We start from the raw sequence: 17594 nt of genomic DNA on the forward strand, positions 1-17594 counted from the left end.
CCTTGAATGTTTGTTTTGTTATGTTTTATCTTTACTTATAAAAAGTTGAGGATGAACTTGTTTCAGCCGATAAACTTTTTATAAAGTAACTGGTGCGGAGGGGGAGACTTGAACTCCCACGTCAAAGACACTAGATCCTAAGTCTAGCGCGTCTGCCAATTCCGCCACCCCCGCATAGAACTTGACAAATTTTCTGGCGAATGATGTAAAATCATTCTTAAAAATTACGTCAGTTAGAAAAGATTAAAATCTTTTCCGATGGCTAAAGTTTTTCGCTTTATTCCTTTCTGAAACAAATCCTGATTTGTTTCAATACTCATAGATTTTGTAAAATGAATTTACTTCATTTTCAAAGAAATCTATAGAGTTATTAGTGGTGCGTCACACAGGGATCGAACCTGTGACAACTCGATTAAAAGTCGAGTGCTCTACCAACTGAGCTAGTGACGCATCTGCTGTCCCGTCGGACAAGAAGTATAATACCCTATTTCCCCCCATTAAGTCAACACTTTTTTATTTTTTCTTAAATTTTTTTTTATATTCCCCAAAGTTACCATCCCCTATTTATTGGAATCCTTGCATAAAAACTTTTCTCCAAAAGGGTTTTTTAAGAAAGACAGGATCGAGGTAAGGTGGTAGAAAAATTTAGTATTTCCATCCCTTTCTTCTGGTGTTTTTTAGGGTACACCCTTGATATTTAAAAAAGTTATGGTAATTTAGTACCAGAGAAAGAATATCTCCGAGTGAAAATTCCTAAGGATAAAACTTACGGTCTAGGGAATGACACCTATGGGTAGCTGAGGAAACCCAACTGCCTCCCGTGCTTGGAAAGGAGCTTATTTACTAAGGAGGGATGTATTTTGAAGATCTGTCGTATCAATATGAGAAACAAAAGTGTTACCTTTGAAGATGTAAAAGCTGATTATCTGGCACTGGGAGGAAGGGGGCTTACCTCGAGAATTATCTCAGATGAGGTGGACCCAACCTGTCATCCCCTGGGAAGAAACAATAAACTTGTAATTGCTCCGGGACTTCTTTCGGGTACCATGGCTCCAAGCTCGGGAAGACTGAGCGTAGGAACCAAGAGTCCCCTTACGGGAACCATAAAGGAGAGTAACGCAGGAGGAACTGCAGCCCAGAGTCTGGCTAAGCTGGGATACAAGGCAATCATTATAGAGGATAAACCTGCGGAACATGAGCTGAACCTGCTGAAGATAACACCTGAGGGGATCACCATAGAGGATGCCGACTACCTGACTATGAAGGGGAACTATGAGGTAGGAGATATCCTGAGGGAGAAGTTTGGAGCTAAGACCACAGTTATGTCCTTAGGACAGGCTGGAGAGATGAGGCTGACCTCAGCTTCCATAGCTGTTACAGACACCGAGGGTCACCCTACAAGACACTGCGGTAGGGGAGGAACTGGTGCTGTACTGGGCTCCAAGGGGATCAAGGCCATAGTTATAGACCCTGGAAAAATTAATGAGGTGAATTACCACGACAGGAATGCCTTTATAAAAGCTTCCAGATCCTTTGCTAAGATGGTACTGGATCACCCTGTATCCGGTCAGGGACTTCCTACCTATGGAACAGCTGTCCTTGTAAACATCCTAAATGAGGCAGGGGGACTTCCTACGGACAACTTCAGAGACGGGCGTTTTGAGTTTGCTGAGAGTATCAGTGGGGAAACTATGTATGAAACGATTAATAAGAGAAACGGTAACCCTACCCACGCATGTCACCCAGGATGTATCATGAAGTGTTCTCAGATCTACAACGATAAGAACGGTGAGTACCTCACAGGGGGATTTGAATATGAAACTATCTGGGCTTTTGGAGCTCACTGTCATATAAAGGATCTGGATGCCATTGCCATGATGGACAGACTCTGTGATGATATCGGTATAGATACCATAGAGGCAGGGGTGACCATCGGTATTGCTATGGAGGGGAAATATATAGAACTTGGAGACAAGGATGGAGCCATCCAGCTCCTCAAGGAAGTCGGTAAGGGATCTCCAATCGGAAGGATTATAGGTAACGGGGCAGCTTTTACAGGACAGGCCTTTGGAACGGAGAGGGTACCTGTGGTTAAGAAGCAGGCTATCCCTGCCTACGATCCAAGATCGGTAAAGGGAATCGGAGTTACATACGCTACAACTCCTATGGGAGCTGACCACACTGCAGGATACTCTGTAACTGCCAATGTTCTGGGAGTGGGAGGTAGTATAGATCCACTGAAGAAGGAGGGACAGGTGGAGCTTTCCCGTAACCTTCAGGTAGCTACAGCTGCTCTGGACAGTACAGGACTCTGTCTATTTGTAGCATTCCCTATCCTGGACAACGACGGAGCTCTTCCAGAGATTGCCCACATGATAAATGCAAAGTACAATACTGAGATCGGTGTTCCGGAGATTGTATCTCTTGGTCAGGAGATCCTCAAGTTGGAGAAGGAGTTCAACAAAAATGCCGGATTTACAAAGTCCCACGACAGGCTTCCCGAATTTTTCAAGGAGAAGCTGGCACCTCACAATGTGACATTTGATATCACAGGGGAGGAACTGGACACTACACTGGAGTTTTAGGAGGATAGATGGGAGGAAAGATAACTATAGAGGTAAGGCTCTTTGCCACACTGAGAGAGCTCTTCCCCTCTGAATGCAGAGGGGTAAAGGAGGTGGAGCTTCCGGCGGCAGCCTCCATCCACACCCTTCTGGACAGGATAGGGGTAGAGGACAAAACCACCCTTATACTCATGGTAAACGGGAGAAGGGTGAAGGACTTTGACCTGAACCTTGCCGAGGGTGACAGGGTTGCCCTCTTCCCTCCTGTGGGAGGGGGATAGGATGGAGAGATACCTGAGAAACAAGAAGCTTATCTCCCAGGAGGAACAGGAGAGACTAGCTCAGATGAAAGTAGTAATTCTCGGCTGCGGCGGACTGGGAGGCTATATCATAGAGATGCTCTCAAGGATAGGGGTGGGAAGGCTCACCCTTGTGGATTTCGATACCTTTGATGAGAGCAACCTCAACAGGCAGCTCCTCTCCACGGAAGAAAACCTTGGAAGAGCCAAGGCCAGGGAAGCTCAGATGAGGGTGAAGCTCATCAACTCCCTGGTAGAGGTAGAGGTCCTAGAGGAGAGGGTATCCGAGGAAAATATGGATAGGATTATAGAGGGGGCCATGGTGGTAGTGGATGCTTTGGACTCTATCCCCCTGAAGAAGCAAGTGGAGGAGTCATGTACAAGGATGAAAGTTCCTATGGTTCATGGGGCCATTGGAGGCTGGATAGCCCAGGTTGCTGTGGTGAGACCTGGGGAGTTCCTATTGGAAAAGCTCTATGGGGATACAGATGCCGGAGTGGAGGCTGAGATGGGAAATCCCAGCTTCACACCTGCTCTGGCTGCTTCTATCCAGGCTGGAGAGGTAATCAAGCTCCTTCTAAATAAGGGAGATTCACTAAAGGGAGAGGTTCTCTATATTGATTTAGAAAACAATAGCTTTTCCACTTTAAAACTATTATAATGTGTTTAATCCAGGTTAAAAGCTGTCCAGTATGACAGCTTTTAATTTGTATTAAAGGACAGTTTAGTAGAAGGTATTTAACAGATTAAGATTTCATCATAAGGATGTGGTTTAAATTGAATTTTTTTAAGGTAGCATCGGTAAGCGATGCGCAGGAGAGAATAAAAACCCTTTTGAGGGGATGCAGAGGCGTTGAAAAGGTTTCCCTGAGAGATTCCAGAGGCAGGATCCTTGCTGAAGATATACACTCCCAGGAGGACGTGCCTAATTTTAATAAATCAACTGTAGATGGTTATGCTGTAGTGGCCAAGGATACCTATGGTGCTTCCGAGTCCCTTCCCACTATCTTAAGCAATATCGGAAGGGTGGAGATGGGGGAGGAGCCCTCTTTTAACCTCGAGGCAGGACAGTGTGCCTATGTTCCCACAGGGGGAATGCTTCCAGAGGGAAGTACAGGGGTTGTTATGGTGGAATACTCCGAGGAGTTAGAGGATGAGGCCTTTCTTCACTCCTCTGTTTCCAATGGGGAAAATATAATCTATAGGGGAGAGGACATCAGAGAGGGAGATACTATCCTGAATGCGGGAGCAGAGATGACCCCTGAAAACATGGGAGCTCTGGCAGCAGCAGGGGTAATGGAACTTCCAGTTTACAGGAAGATAGTTTTTTCCATCATATCCACCGGGGACGAGATAAGGGATACCTCCAAGGGGATCGAGACCGCCCAGGTAAGGGATATCAACTCCTATACCATTGGGGCTTCCATTGAAAAATTCGGAGGAGTGGTGGATAGTATAGCCATCATCGGAGATGACCTCGACCTCCTCAAGGGGAAGATAGAGGAATCCTTTAAAAGTTCAGATGTAGTAATCCTTTCCGGGGGAAGTTCAGTGGGAACCAAGGATTTCACCCTTAAGGCCATAGAGGAGCTGGGAGGAGAGATAATTATCCACGGAATATCCATGAAACCGGGAAAGCCCACAATAATAGGAAGGATCGGAGAGAAGCTTGTGGTAGGTCTTCCCGGGCATCCAGTGTCTGCTACCATGGTATTCAGAGCTCTCTTTGAGGAGGCTATGACAGGGGGAAGGGAGATACCATATAGGTTACCCCTTGCCAAGGACATCCACTCCACCCCGGGAAGAACAACATATCAGACCGTTACCATTGAAGAGGGAAAAGCAGTTCCAACCTATGGTAAATCTGGAGTAATAAGTCTTCTCAGCAAGGCCTTCGGTTATATTATAATACCCACCCACAAGGAGGGGTACAGATCTGATGAGATAGTAGAGGTATACAAACTATAGGAGGACACCATGAGAAACAAGTATATAGATAATATTGACTGCGATACAGCTATAGAAAACTTTAAAAGAGAGGTGGAGTTTTCAGAGAGGACTGAAACGATCTCCATAACCCAGGCTCTGCACAGGATTACGGGAAAACTCATTACAGCCAGGGTATCCTCACCCAACTACAACGCCTCAGCTATGGATGGGATAGCAGTAAGGTCGGCGGACACAATGGAGGCAAGGGAGAGCAACCCCTTTATCCTAGAAGAAGGGAAAGAGTTTATCTATGTCAATACCGGAGCTCCCATCTTAGGGGAGTGGGATTCAGTGATAATGATAGAGGATGTAACAGAGCTTGAGCAGGGCAGAGTAGAGATAATAAAGGCCTCTAAACCCTGGCAGCACATCAGACCCATAGGGGAGGATATTATAAAGGGGGACCCAATCATCCCTGCAGGTCATAAAATCAGACCTCAGGATATAGGAGCTCTCATCTCCGGGGGGGTTCTAGAGGTAGAGGTAGTGGCAAAGCCGAAAGTAGCCATCATACCTACTGGTAGTGAGATAGTAGAGGAAACCTCCCACCTTCAGGTAGGGAAGATCATCGACTCCAACTCACATATGTTTATGGGGATGGTAGAGGAGTTCGGGGGAGAGGGGATAAGATACTCTCCCGTCAAAGATGACTTTGATACTTTGTGTGAAACTGTAAGCAGAGCAGCTGAGGAAAGCGATATAGTCGTAATCAATGCCGGATCCTCTGCGGGAACCAAGGATTTCACAGTAAGGGTAATTGAAAAGCTGGGAAGGGTAATAAGCCACGGGGTGGCACTAAAACCAGGAAAACCAACTATAATGGGAGTTATTGATGGAAAGCCAGTTATAGGCATCCCAGGATATCCTGTGTCCTCCTTCATCACCTTTGATACCTTTGTTAAGCCTATAATCTCCCACTACCTCAAGAGAAGGGATGGGAGGAGGAGCGTTGTGGAGGCTGTCCTTTCCAGAACTATTCCTTCATCCCTTAAGCACAAGGAGATAGTGAGGGTAAGTCTGGGATATATAGACGGGGAACTACTGGCCACTCCTCTTACCAGGGGAGCAGGGGTAACTATGAGCTTGGTGAAGGCTCACGCCTTCCTTGCCATACCGAGAGAGTATGAGGGGTACTCTGCAGGGAGCAGGGTAGAGGTGGAGCTTCTTACAAGCCTGGAGGAGATAGAGGAGCAGCTCATCTCCATAGGAAGCCACGACATCGTTATGGATTTAATCTCCAGCAACCTTCACCTATCCTCTACCCATGTGGGGAGTATGGGAGGGATCTCAGCCCTCAAGAGAAAGCAGACTCACCTTGCTCCCATCCATATCTTAGATGAGGCTACTGGTCTCTATAATGTGGGGGTTTTGAAGAAGTATTTCGATGACTCTGTATGCCTCATAAAGGGCATAGAGAGGGAGCAGGGGATAATGGTTCCCAAGGGCAACCCCAAGGGAGTAGAGAGTATCAGAGATATCGCAGAGAAGAGCCTTATCTTTATCAACAGGCAGAGAGGGGCAGGGACCAGAATCCTTCTGGATTATCTCTTAAAAACCCAGGAGATCTTCTCTGAGGAAATTGTAGGATACGACAGAGAAGCTACCACCCACATGGCCTGTGGTATAGCTGTGAAGAGTGGAGATGCAGATGCAGCTCTGGGAATAAGAGCCGCTGCCGATATAAACGGGCTAGACTTCATCTCTCTTTCCTATGAGGAGTATGACTTCCTTGTTAGAGAAGAGGATCTGAAGGATGTGAGGATAGAGGAGTTCATCTCCTTCTTGAAATCGGATTCCTTTAAGGGGAAGGTAGAGGCACTTCCTGGTTATCGTGTAAAAAACAGTGGAAAAATCATAAAAAATACAGTTTAATTCATAAAAAAGTCAGGTTCTCCTGACTTTTTTCATTTTTTTATAAAAAAACCTTTGACTTTATCCTCTTTCTATAGTATTATTATTCTTGTCTTCGAGAGAAGCAGTTAATGCCCCGTTCGTCCAGTGGTTAGGATACCAGATTTTCACTCTGTAGACAGGAGTTCAATTCTCCTACGGGGTACCACAAAACCTTAACAACTAATTCAGTTGAAGCAAGTTCAACTTCTTAGTTCATTAGATTTTAAAAGCTACATCGTCAAGCTGAAGAAATTCAAATGACGAGCTCATCAAGGAGGAATTTATTTCATCCGCAGATGAGATGTCAATTTGGTCGCATAGCTCAGTTGGGAGAGCACCTGCCTTACAAGCAGGGGGTCACTGGTTCAAGTCCAGTTGTGACCACCATTTAAAACCTTATAGAATATTGTGGGGGTGTAGCTCAGTTGGTTAGAGTGCCTGCCTGTCACGCAGGATGTCGCGAGTTCGAATCTCGTCACTCCCGCCATGATAACTCTATAGATTTATCTTCAGATGAATCAAGTTCATCTTCTAAAATCTATGAGTTTTGAAAGAAATCAGGATTTCTTTCAGGAAAGTCATTTTTTATTTAAAATGACGAAATTTACAAGAGGGATTTTACATCACTCGCCAGTAAATTTGTTAATTTGCCGCCTTAGCTCATCTGGTAGAGCAGCTGACTTGTAATCAGCAGGTGATTGGTTCGACTCCGATAGGCGGCACCATTTAAATAACTCTATAGATTTCTTTGAAAATGAAGTAAATTCATTTTACAAAATCTATGAGTATTGAAACAAATCAAGATTTGTTTCAGAAAGGAATAAGTGCATTATGCATTTAGCCACTGGAAGAGATTAAAATCTTTTCTAACTGACGAAATTTTCAAGAATGATTTCACATCATTCGCTAGAAAATTTGTCAAGTTCTTTGCGGGGGTGGCGGAATTGGCAGACGCGCTAGACTTAGGATCTAGTGTCTTTGACGTGGGAGTTCAAGTCTCCCCCTCCGCACCATTAAATTTAATAAAAAAATTCACCTGAAGTAAATTCAGGATTTTTTTTATTAATTTATAACTTATAAGGGATAAGGTTATAAATAAGAGTTAGAATAAAGTAAGTTCATCCTCAACTTTTTATAAATTAAGAAACATATGACAAAACATTTAAGAGCGATATCATCGGTCTTTTTTTATTTTCTAATTTATAAGGGATGATTTTGTAGAATAGGTTTTTAAACTTAGAAGATTTCTTTTTCAGTTTTTTTTATGTAAAATTAAGCTTATAAAGCTGAAGATTTTAAAGAAGGCTCTTTTCTTATTTATAGAGGATTATAAATATTTAGCCTTAATATTTAAAGGTTGAGAAGATAGAATGTAGTGTTGGAGCCACCGAGTGGCTCCTTTTAGTTTGGCTTATAAAGTAGTAAAAATACTTGATTTAACCTTCGGAGGGTGTTAGTCTAAATTATAGAGTTTTTCCATCCTTTATAATTTATAAGGGATAGAAGATTGAAATTAATACAATTAAATAAGGTTCTGGAATCTCTTAGACAAGGGGGGAGCCATAAAGTTAGAGAGATATAAGTTATGGTTACCATCCCTTATAACTTATAAATGATTATGTGTTTTAATTTATTAACAGTAAATAAAGAGTGATGGGAGGAAGGTCATGGTAGTAGTTGTAGCAAAGAATATCATAAAACCGGGGAAGGTAGAGGAGTTTTTAAGGTTAACTCAAGAGCTTATAAGAGAAACCAGAAAGGAGAAGGGGTGTATAGAGTACAGCCTTATGAGGGATTCAGAGAGAAGCGATATCCTGACGTTTATAGAAAAGTGGCATACAGAGGGGCACTTAAAGGACCATTTTGAAGCACCTCACTTTAAAAGGATAGTCCCAATGCTGGGAGATCTTACCCAGGGGGAGACCGAGATAAATATATATGAGGAACTGTAGATAGAGGGGGCAGAGAGTGATCTGTCCTTTTTTTATTATCAATTTTGAAGGATTAATGGTTTCCCTCTAATAATAAGTAGTTGGAGGGGATTAAGATGAAGTTTTCCCCTTGGGGACTAAAAAATGGAGTATATTATTTATGCAGGCTTATTAAAAAAACTTTTAGATAAAATCGATATAAAGGAGGTGCATATGAAAAAACGAAACATTCTTATCTTAATACTGAGTATAATAATTTTATTTGTAACTATCGGAAGGAGGGAGAAGCCTCTTCCAGGGGAGAGGGAGTATGGAGAGCAGCTGGGAAGTGTACAGCTCTTTCTGGAGTATGAAACTCCAGCAGAGGAAAGCATCGAAAGGGGACTGGCTCTACTTCACCACATGACCTATAACGGGGCCAGAGCGGAGTTTAGAAAGGCTGTAGAGGAGGATCCTGAGTCAGCCATGGGATACTGGGGAGAGGCCATGACCTATATCCATCCCTTATGGGCAGATCCTCCAAGTGAGGAAGATTTTAATCTGGGGATGAGTCTTCTAGAGAAGGGAAGAGAGTATGCCAAGGGAAGGGAGATAGATTATATAGAGGCAGCTGAGTCCTACTACATGGCAGGTAGAAACAAGAGTGAGAAGGCAAACCTAAGGGCCTTTGCCCAGGGGTGGAAGGGGGTATATGAAAAATATCCCGATGACACAGAAGCAGCAGCCTTCTACGCCCTTGCTCACCTTTCCACAGCAGATCCCGACGACAAGACCTATATGATACAGAGGGAGGCAGGTAGAGTAGGTGAGGAGGTTCTCAAGGTAGTACCAGACCATCCGGGAGCCCACCACTACATCATCCATGCCTATGACTATCCGGAACTTGCCCCTATGGCTCTAGAGGTATCCAGAAGCTATGGAAGGATAGCTCCTGCTGTTCCCCATTCTCTGCACATGCCTACCCATATATTTACAAGGCTGGGACTCTGGAAGGAATCCATAGAGATGAATAGCAGGTCTGGAGAGGCAGCTCTTGCTCATCCATTCAATGGACAGGTATCTCTGCACTACCCCCATGCTGTGGATTATCTGGTATATGCTTATATTCAGAGGGGAGAGGATGAGAAGGCCAGAGAGAGTTTAAAGGAGCTCATGACAAGGGAAGAGGAGTTTCAGACACATATAGCATCCCACTATACCTATAATGCAGCACCGGCCAGACTTCTTCTTGAAAGACAGAGCTGGGATGAAGCTATGAACCTTGAGCCATGGTTACCGGTAAACTATGAGATGGGAAGATACCCTGCCATGGAAGCTATCACATACTTTGCCAGAGCTCTGGGAGCAGCCAGAGTGGGGGATGCATTTAAGGCAGAGGAAGCTCTCAGCGAATTAAAGGTTCTTGAGGAGAAAACAAGGGAAACTTCAGCCTACTGGGCAAAGCAGATAGAGGTACAGTACCTCTCAGCTAAAGCCTGGCTTATCTACAATACAGATATGGAAGAGGGAATCAGGGTGATGAGGGAAGCGGCGGAACTGGAAGCCACCACTGAGAAGCACCCTGTAACTCCAGGTGAGGTACTGCCAGCAAGGGAACTTTTGGGAGATATGCTCATGGAAGCGGAAAGGTATGGAGAAGCTCTGTTAGAGTATGAGGGAGCTCTTATGAGAAGCAGAAACAGGTTCAACAGTCTCTACGGAGCAGGACGGGCAGCGGAATTAATGGGAGATATCCCTAAAGCTTTGGAGTACTATGAGGTCTTAGCTGCTCAGACAGAGGAAGCAGATACTGAGATAGATAAGGTTATATACGCCAGAGAATTCATCGGCAAAACTGAATAGATAAAAAGGACCTGGGATTTTCTCCCAGGTCCTTTTTATCTGGCTTTTAATTCAATTAAAAAATTATCTATAAAAACCTTCATCCTCTCCCAGTGTCCCCCCTTCCAATAGAGGCTGTTACAGGAGCTGCACCTGAAAAATTCATCGTAAAACTTTTCAGTGAGGGGATCCAGCTCATGTGCTACTTCCCTCTTCTCTACTTCCTTTAGGGAACCGTTACACCTGAGACACCTTGAAAAGGTCTGAACAGATGGAAGGAGGTCAAAGTTTATAAAGATCTCCATAAGCTGCTCCCGGCTTCTGTTGGACTTCACCAGGTATCCATACTCTACACTTTTCCTCTTGAGGATTCCCCTATCTCTGGTAAGGATAGTTCTCCCCTCCCTGAGAGCAGTTTCCACTATCTCCTCATCGGAGTAGTAGTTCTCATAGAGGGTATCAATTCCCAGAGCTCTCATATACTTGGCCAGGGTCCCCAGATGCACATCCAGGATAAACCTTCTTGGCATAGGAGGGAGAGTAATTTCCTCTATAGGATTATTGATATCTATAAAGGCGGGGTACACCTGGATATCCTCTCCACCCCTTAGCTGTGCAGAGATTGGGTTGGTACATCCACCTACAAGGACCCTTCCCACCTCTGTGTGTGGGATCCCCATGGCCTCTATGAGGTCCTTTATACTTCTGGCATCCTTCAGCTCTCCCCGAAGGGTCCTACCTCTTTTTTCCCTGGGAAGGAGCTTATTTAGATAACCATGAAAAGTGATTGTCACATCCTTCATTAAAATCCTTCCTCCTTATTACCTAACAGATGTTAAAGCTAGATGATCTCAATCTCGTGTTCCTCCAGCTTGGCTGTAATCTGTGGTTCCATTTCCATGTCTGTAACCAGTCCGTCGATATCCTCTAAAGTAGCAAAGTTATAGATACCGTAGTGACTAAATTTCTCCCCCTCGCAGACAAAGTAAACCTTTGAGGCCATCTTTATCATGGCTTTTTTCAGCTGTACCTCATCGGAGTCAAAGATACTTAGGTTTCCCCTCTGAATATCTATTCCGGCTCCCCCTAAAAATAGTTTCTGGGAGTTTATCCCCAGAACGGAGTCCAGAGCGATCCCTCCTAAAAAGGTTCCCAGGAGACTGTGGTAGGTCCCACCGATGCCGATGAGGGTAATGCCGGGAACGTTCTCCAGGGTCTTCATTATATCCAGCATATTGGTGGCTATGGTAACCTCCTTAGGGAATTGGGCTAACTTCTGGGCCAGCATAAGGTTTGTACTGGATGAGTCCAGGAAGATGATCTCTCCCCTTTCAATGAGCTTGTAGAGCTTTTCCACTATCCTATTCTTTCCCTCTACATTGGAGATCATTCTGGTAGTGAGGGATATATCCTCGGGAATCTCCTTCCTTAGGATGGCTCCTCCATGGGTCCTCTCCAGCTTGCCCTCCTCCTCGAGAAGTTTCAGATCCTTTCGAATTATTACTTCGCTTACATTGAAGAGATCACTCAGTTCCCTTACTCTGACCTTCTTTTTATTCATTAACATGCTTAATATCTCTAATCTTCTTTCCTTTGCAAACACTGACCTTCCTCCGAAATACTTAAATAGATTTATCTAATTATATCATCCAATTGAAAGAAATAAAAAAAATATTGACAATCGAAACCAAATGAAATAAAATAACTTCAAGAACAATAAAACGAAACTGAAATCATAAGGAGGGAAACAAAATGAAAGTAAATTTGATATCTCCAAAGGGAGAAAGGATAGCCATAAGAGTAACGGGATTATTCTTCTTTAACAGGGGAAGGGTAAAGTCTATGATAGAGAATGGATATACTCTGGCAGGGGAGGAGGATGCCAAGCTTGTATCCGACCTTAAGATATTCTAAGGGGGAGATCTGCCCAACAAAAAACCTACAGCTATAAGCTGCAGGTTTTTTGTTGTTAAGAGGTTTCTTCTTTCATATTAAAGGTAACGAAGAATTTAGTAGAGGGTTACCTCTACCTCCTCATAGGTAAAGCCTAGCCTTCTCTTTATCTCATCTATAGTCCGGTGGAGGTTAAGAGATTTTTCATAGGTCATAACCGGGCTTTCAGTTACCCCAGAGAGTACAGCAGAGGTAAAGGCTTCTATCTCATACCCCAGCCAGAGATCCTCTGATGAGGTGTATTCCCATATCTTGCCATCCTTGGTTTTTACAGTGAACCCCTTGGCTACAGTCCATGAGGGCTGGAACTCTATTATCCCCTGGGTTCCTATTATCTTGGCCAGCTCTCCCGAGATGGAATCCATAGTGGCATAGAAGGAGGAGGTAGCCCCTCCCCTGTGTCTGCTGAGGCAGCTTACACTCCCCTCTACTCCCCACCTGTTATCCCTGGAAACAGCAAATACCTCCTCTGGAACCCCCAGGAGGTCTGTATTTAGGAAGATGTTATATATTCCGATATCATAGAGGGCTCCCCCGGCCTGCTTGGGGTTGTGTTTATGTATCTTGCTGCTTACACTTCCATAGGAAGATTCCACATGAACTATCTCTCCGATACTGCCTTTTTCAATCTCCCTTTTTATCTCCTGGTAGACTGGGTTGAATCCCACAGTCATAGCCTCTGTAAAGAGGAGTTTTTTCTCCCTGGCTTTAGCCACCACCCTCTCCATGTCCTCAGCCTTAAGTACAGCGGGCTTCTCACATAATACGTGTTTCCCAGCCTCAAGAGCCTTCATGGTGTAGGGAAAGTGTGTGGGATGAAAGCTCGCTACATAGATGGCATCTATCCCTTCGTCTGCAAGGAGTTCATCCACAGAAGAGTATGCTCTGTCTATATTGTATCTTTCAGCAAAATCCACAGTTTTTTCATAGTTTCTGGCACTTACTCCTGCCAGGTTTATCTTATTGTTTTCCAGAGCTTCCTCTACGAACTGTCCGGCAATTCTCCCGGTTCCAATTATTCCAAAGTTTAATGTCTTCTTCATATAGCCTCCCGATGTAATTATATTCTAACCTTAATATAACCTATTTTTCTCCAAAGATACATCTAAAATTCCTTATTTCAGGGAAGTTTTCGGAGGAATTTAAAAAAATATTCAGTATTACTATCTATAAGGGCGAAGGAGGTTTTTATATGTCTAAGAGATCTGTTTGTTTAATTTTAATCCTTACTATGTATCTTGGAGGGGCTGGAAGGGTATACAGTGAGACCCAGTTGAGCAACGAGGGAACTATTGCTGTGAATACAGATACCTCTGAATTGAGCAGAAGAAGGGATGAGAAGAAGAAGTATGTGGGAGAGGTAAAAAATAAGGACAGTAAGAAGAGGTATGTAGGGGATGTGGAAAATGATGAGGTAGAAAACAGGAAGAGAAGGGGAACTGAAAAGAGGTATGTTGGCCAGAATGGAGAGGAGGAGTTTTTTCAAACTCAGAAGGCTGGAACATATAAGTATGACTTTGAGAAGGAGCACGATCCCGAGGAAATACTTCCCGATGCAAGGGTAGAGTTTGGAGAGAGTGTGAAGGTGGAGGTTTCCCAGGATGCAGAGGCTATGAAGGAGGCCAAACCCCAGATTCCAGAGTTAGAGAGGGGAAAGAGAGCTGAGATCCCCCAGGTAGAGGTATACTCCGATGAGGAGAGCAATTAATAAAAAAGGATGACCCAGTCTGGTCATCCTTTTTTAATTGTGGTTTGCACTTTTAGATTTAAATCTTCTGTAGAAGATAAGGGCAGTGATAAGGGTAATAGTCTCTGCAAAGAGAGGAGTTCCCCATACGCCATTAATTCCTAAGATGTTTGGCAGGAGGGTAAGTCCTGCAATTATGAGCCCCAATCCCCTCAGGAAGGTCAGGAGGGAAGATACACTTGGATTTTCCACAGCCTGGAAGAGGATGGCGTAGATAATGTTAAGCCCCATAAACAGTGTGGCACTGAAGAAGATAGGCATTCCCACAGCGGCCATACCTATTAGCTCCATATCCTCCCTGTTAAAGAGCCGGATAATGGGATACTTAAACACATTTAGCAGTACAATGGTGGCTACTGCCACAAGGGCAGAGGTTAGAAAACCAAGTTTCATAGTTTCCTTTACTCTATCATGGTTACCAGCCCCGTAGTTTATACTGAGAAGAGGCTGACAGGCTTGGGATATTCCCACAAAGATCAGGTACACCAGGAAGTTGATATTCAGTATGATGCTGTAGGCAGATACAGCCAGATCTCCCCTTATCCTGAAGAGAACCAGGTTAAAGGCAAAGATGGCAATTCCCATGGAGGTATCATTGAGGAAGCTTGGAAATCCTATCCTGAAGATCCTTGTGGCGGTTTCCAGCTGAAACTTCCTCCTCTGAATTCTAAGGGTATTCCTAGGGGAGTAGAAGTGGAGGATCAGGATCAGGAAGTAAGCCACCTGAGCCAGACCAGTGGCAAGGGCGGCTCCAGCCATCCCCCATCCAAAGATAAATATAAAAACATAATCCAGTATGATATTTATAATTCCACACACTACCATCCCTATCATTGTCAGATTGGGATTACCGTCATTTCTGATAAAGGCATTGAGGGTATGGGGAACCAGATAAAAAAGAGTAAACTTTGAAATTATCCCCAGATAGCTCTTTACCATAGGAAAGAGGGTCTTGGTGGCTCCCAGTATCCCAGTAAGACCGTTAATAAAGATTCCTTGAAGGAGGGTAAAGATTATTCCTATTCCCGTGGCCAGGATTACGGCGTGGGAGAAGATCTTATTCTTTCCCCTGATATTTCCCCTTCCGCTGTCGATGGCAGCGGCAGTAGCTCCCCCCATTCCCAGGAGTAAACCTGTGGAGGAGTAGAGGGTAAAGACGGGGATGGCAGTATTTAGGGCAGCAAGTCCCATACTTCCAACTCCCCTTCCAATAAATACAGTATCTATAAATATGAGAACCCCAACAGACAGTGTACCAGTAACAGATGGGATGAGGTATTTTAAAAATAAACTAGTAATGCTTTCTGTTTTCAATCTTTCCATTGCAGATTCTCCTTTCAATTTTTCAGCTATTCTAACACAATATATACCCAAAGTAAATAAGCAGATCCCTAGGGATCTGCCTATGAAAATCTTTTAAATTCAGTTGCTAGCAGGGCCTATCTTCTAAGAAGAACCTTTCCCGGGATACCAGGTCTTGTCATCTCAAATGGATTCAGGATAGTTTCCACCTCTGCCTGTGTTAGAAGTCCCTTCTCCACAGTAAGTTTTGCCACTGGAACACCAGTCTTCAGCGCTTCCTTAGCTATATCCGATGAGTTCTTGTATCCAATGTGCGGTGCAAGAGCTGTGATTATTCCGATACTTCCATCTACCATATCTTTACATACCTCTCTGTTGGCTGTGATACCTTCTATACAGTTAGTGGTAAGAGTCTTAACTCCATTTGTAAGTACCTCTATAGACTGGAATAGGTTGAAGAATAGTACCGGCTCAAATACATTTAGCTCAAGCTGTCCCGCTTCTGCAGCCTTTGTGATAGTCTGGTCGTTACCAAATACCTGGAAGGATACCTGGTTCATAACCTCTGGAATTACAGGATTTACCTTTCCTGGCATGATAGATGATCCAGGCTGTCTCTGAGGCAGGTTGATCTCGTTGATTCCCGCCTTTGGTCCCGATGACATTAGTCTCAGGTCATTGGACATCTTAGACAGGTTTACAGCTGCTATCTTAAGAGCTGATGACAGCCATACAAAGGAATCAAGGTTTCTTGTACCGTCTACAAGATCCTCTACCTGATGGATGTCGTAACCACTTACCTCTGCTAGGGTTCCAACGATGCTGTTTACATACTCAACATCTGCATTAAGACCAGTTCCCACAGCTGTAGCCCCCATATTTACAAACTTAAAGTCCTCCAGTACATACTTAATTCTTTTTATATCTCTAGCAATAGGAAGAGCGTAAGCCTTGAACTCCTGTCCCAGTCTGATAGGGATAGCGTCCTGCAGGTGAGTTCTTCCCATCTTTATTACATCGTCAAACTCCTTAGATTTCTCCAGAAGAGCATCGTGGAGCTCCTCCAGTGCCTCAAGAAGTTTACCACTCTTCATCAGTACAGTAAGCTTTCCAGATGTAGGGATTACATCGTTTGTAGACTGACCATAGTTAACGTGGTCGTTTGGGTGGACCTTATCGTAGGCACCCTTCTCTCCCCCAAGGATCTCACCGGCTCTGTTGGCGATAACCTCATTTATATTCATGTTCATAGATGTTCCTGCTCCCCCCTGGATAGAATCAGTTATGAACTCGTCGAAAAATTTACCCTCTAATATCTCATCACAGGCCTCTACCATGACATCTGCTATCTCCTTGGAGATCATTCCAGCCTTAAGGTTAGCCAGAGCTGCCGCCTTCTTAACAGTGGCCATTGCTCTAATGAAGTCCTCAGATATTCTGTGCCCTGTAATAGGGAAGTTCATCTTACCTCTAAGTGTCTGTGCTCCGTAGTATGCTTCCTTTGGTACTTCCACTGCCCCCAGTGAATCAGATTCAATCCTGAAATTATTCATTTAAACCCCTCCTATTAGTGTAACCTTTTCTTTGAAGCTATCATAACAAAAGGTAATTTAAATTACAACAATAAGATAAAAATATAACATTACATATAATATATACTAAATTTACGAACTATATCATAGGTATATTGAAAAAAATCAAGTTTTCAGGGGAGATTTTTTCTCTTGTTTAAATTCTATACTTTACAAGGCTTAAAAAGGGAACTTTATATAATTTTTGTTACGGGCTATTAACTTTAAAAAAAAAATATGCTAATATAATTTTAAGAAAGTGTATTTTAAATAAACAAAAAGTCTATAAAAGGAGGAATATCCTTGTTAAGATTCTGAGTTTGATGTGAAAAAATTACTTCTGGGAGAAGTAAATACCCCAGGGAGTTGTGAAGTATGAGAAGATCCAGTTGATAGATGAGTGTTTTTATCCCTTCTCAGTGAATATCCCTTCGCTTCCACTTTCTGTTCCAATCAGTTTATTTTTAAGACTTCATTTTTAAAGATTTTATTCAGGGTACCAATGGTATTTTATAATTAATATG

14 protein-coding genes, 7 tRNA genes and 1 riboswitch are annotated in these 17594 nt (G+C 43.6%); of the genes, 14 read left to right on the plus strand and 7 right to left on the minus strand.

Annotation, left to right across the window (positions count from 1 at the left end):
* Positions 1-90 precede the first annotated feature (90 nt).
* Together QMG11_RS11780 and QMG11_RS11785 are read right to left on the minus strand one after the other, a co-directional pair.
* Positions 91-174 (minus strand) — tRNA-Leu (locus QMG11_RS11780).
* Between the two features lie 200 nt (positions 175-374).
* Positions 375-450: transfer RNA gene (locus QMG11_RS11785), tRNA-Lys, on the minus strand.
* 275 nt (positions 451-725) lie between these two features.
* A riboswitch (molybdenum cofactor riboswitch) is annotated at positions 726-851 on the plus strand.
* 9 nt (positions 852-860) lie between these two features.
* Between QMG11_RS11785 and QMG11_RS11790 the strand changes: the two genes are divergently transcribed.
* The 12 genes from QMG11_RS11790 (at position 861) to QMG11_RS11845 (ending at position 10518) form a co-directional block, all read left to right on the plus strand.
* Positions 861-2585, plus strand: a complete 1725-nt coding sequence (locus QMG11_RS11790; RefSeq protein WP_281836205.1) for an aldehyde ferredoxin oxidoreductase family protein — start codon at positions 861-863, stop codon at positions 2583-2585.
* Positions 2586-2593: 8 nt separating this feature from the next.
* Positions 2594-2845 carry a MoaD/ThiS family protein gene (locus QMG11_RS11795; protein WP_281836206.1) on the plus strand — a complete coding sequence of 84 codons (252 nt, stop codon included), beginning with the start codon at positions 2594-2596 and terminating at the stop codon, positions 2843-2845.
* Between the two features lies 1 nt (position 2846).
* Positions 2847-3524: a HesA/MoeB/ThiF family protein gene (locus tag QMG11_RS11800; protein ID WP_281836207.1), complete on the plus strand. Its 678-nt coding sequence runs from the start codon at positions 2847-2849 to the stop codon at positions 3522-3524.
* A gap of 116 nt (positions 3525-3640) precedes the next feature.
* Positions 3641-4831, plus strand: coding sequence for a molybdopterin molybdotransferase MoeA (locus QMG11_RS11805; protein ID WP_281836208.1), 1191 nt, complete (start codon positions 3641-3643; stop codon positions 4829-4831).
* 9 nt (positions 4832-4840) lie between these two features.
* Positions 4841-6724, plus strand: coding sequence for a molybdopterin biosynthesis protein (locus QMG11_RS11810; protein ID WP_281836209.1), 1884 nt, complete (start codon positions 4841-4843; stop codon positions 6722-6724).
* 112 nt (positions 6725-6836) lie between these two features.
* Positions 6837-6911, plus strand: a tRNA-Glu gene (locus tag QMG11_RS11815).
* A gap of 145 nt (positions 6912-7056) precedes the next feature.
* Positions 7057-7132, plus strand: a tRNA-Val gene (locus QMG11_RS11820).
* A gap of 23 nt (positions 7133-7155) precedes the next feature.
* Positions 7156-7232 (plus strand) — tRNA-Asp (locus QMG11_RS11825).
* Between the two features lie 162 nt (positions 7233-7394).
* Positions 7395-7470 (plus strand) — tRNA-Thr (locus QMG11_RS11830).
* A gap of 204 nt (positions 7471-7674) precedes the next feature.
* Positions 7675-7758 (plus strand) — tRNA-Leu (locus QMG11_RS11835).
* Between the two features lie 654 nt (positions 7759-8412).
* Positions 8413-8697: a putative quinol monooxygenase gene (locus QMG11_RS11840; RefSeq protein ID WP_281836210.1), complete on the plus strand. Its 285-nt coding sequence runs from the start codon at positions 8413-8415 to the stop codon at positions 8695-8697.
* A 192-nt stretch (positions 8698-8889) separates the two neighbouring features.
* Entirely contained in the window at positions 8890-10518 is a 1629-nt protein-coding gene (locus QMG11_RS11845; RefSeq protein ID WP_281836211.1) for a tetratricopeptide repeat protein, read from the plus strand.
* Positions 10519-10553: 35 nt separating this feature from the next.
* On the opposite strand, the gene QMG11_RS11850 is transcribed toward QMG11_RS11845, so the two are convergent.
* Together QMG11_RS11850 and QMG11_RS11855 are read right to left on the minus strand one after the other, a co-directional pair.
* Positions 10554-11300 (minus strand): Mut7-C RNAse domain-containing protein, encoded by a 747-nt coding sequence (locus QMG11_RS11850; protein ID WP_281836212.1) that lies wholly within the window; start codon positions 11298-11300, stop codon positions 10554-10556.
* A gap of 38 nt (positions 11301-11338) precedes the next feature.
* Positions 11339-12100 (minus strand): DeoR/GlpR family DNA-binding transcription regulator, encoded by a 762-nt coding sequence (locus QMG11_RS11855; protein ID WP_281836213.1) that lies wholly within the window; start codon positions 12098-12100, stop codon positions 11339-11341.
* 149 nt (positions 12101-12249) lie between these two features.
* Here QMG11_RS11855 and QMG11_RS11860 point away from each other — a divergent pair, with 149 nt between their 5' ends.
* Positions 12250-12411 carry a hypothetical protein gene (locus QMG11_RS11860; protein WP_281836214.1) on the plus strand — a complete coding sequence of 54 codons (162 nt, stop codon included), beginning with the start codon at positions 12250-12252 and terminating at the stop codon, positions 12409-12411.
* Between the two features lie 95 nt (positions 12412-12506).
* On the opposite strand, the gene QMG11_RS11865 is transcribed toward QMG11_RS11860, so the two are convergent.
* Positions 12507-13493, minus strand: coding sequence for a Gfo/Idh/MocA family protein (locus tag QMG11_RS11865; protein WP_281836215.1), 987 nt, complete (start codon positions 13491-13493; stop codon positions 12507-12509).
* 149 nt (positions 13494-13642) lie between these two features.
* Here QMG11_RS11865 and QMG11_RS11870 point away from each other — a divergent pair, with 149 nt between their 5' ends.
* The gene (locus tag QMG11_RS11870) at positions 13643-14158 is read left to right on the plus strand and encodes a hypothetical protein (RefSeq protein ID WP_281836216.1); all 516 of its coding nucleotides are present in this window, start codon (positions 13643-13645) and stop codon (positions 14156-14158) included.
* 33 nt (positions 14159-14191) lie between these two features.
* Here QMG11_RS11870 and QMG11_RS11875 read toward each other — a convergent pair whose 3' ends face one another.
* Both QMG11_RS11875 and QMG11_RS11880 read right to left on the minus strand, forming a co-directional pair.
* Positions 14192-15520, minus strand: a complete 1329-nt coding sequence (locus QMG11_RS11875; RefSeq protein ID WP_281836217.1) for an MATE family efflux transporter — start codon at positions 15518-15520, stop codon at positions 14192-14194.
* 116 nt (positions 15521-15636) lie between these two features.
* Complete coding sequence (locus QMG11_RS11880) at positions 15637-17052, minus strand: aspartate ammonia-lyase (protein WP_281836218.1); 1416 nt, start codon at positions 17050-17052, stop codon at positions 15637-15639.
* Between the last annotated feature and the right edge of the window lie 542 nt (positions 17053-17594).

Source organism: Propionigenium maris DSM 9537 (assembly GCF_027925155.1).
GTDB classification, from domain to species: domain Bacteria; phylum Fusobacteriota; class Fusobacteriia; order Fusobacteriales; family Fusobacteriaceae; genus Propionigenium; species Propionigenium maris.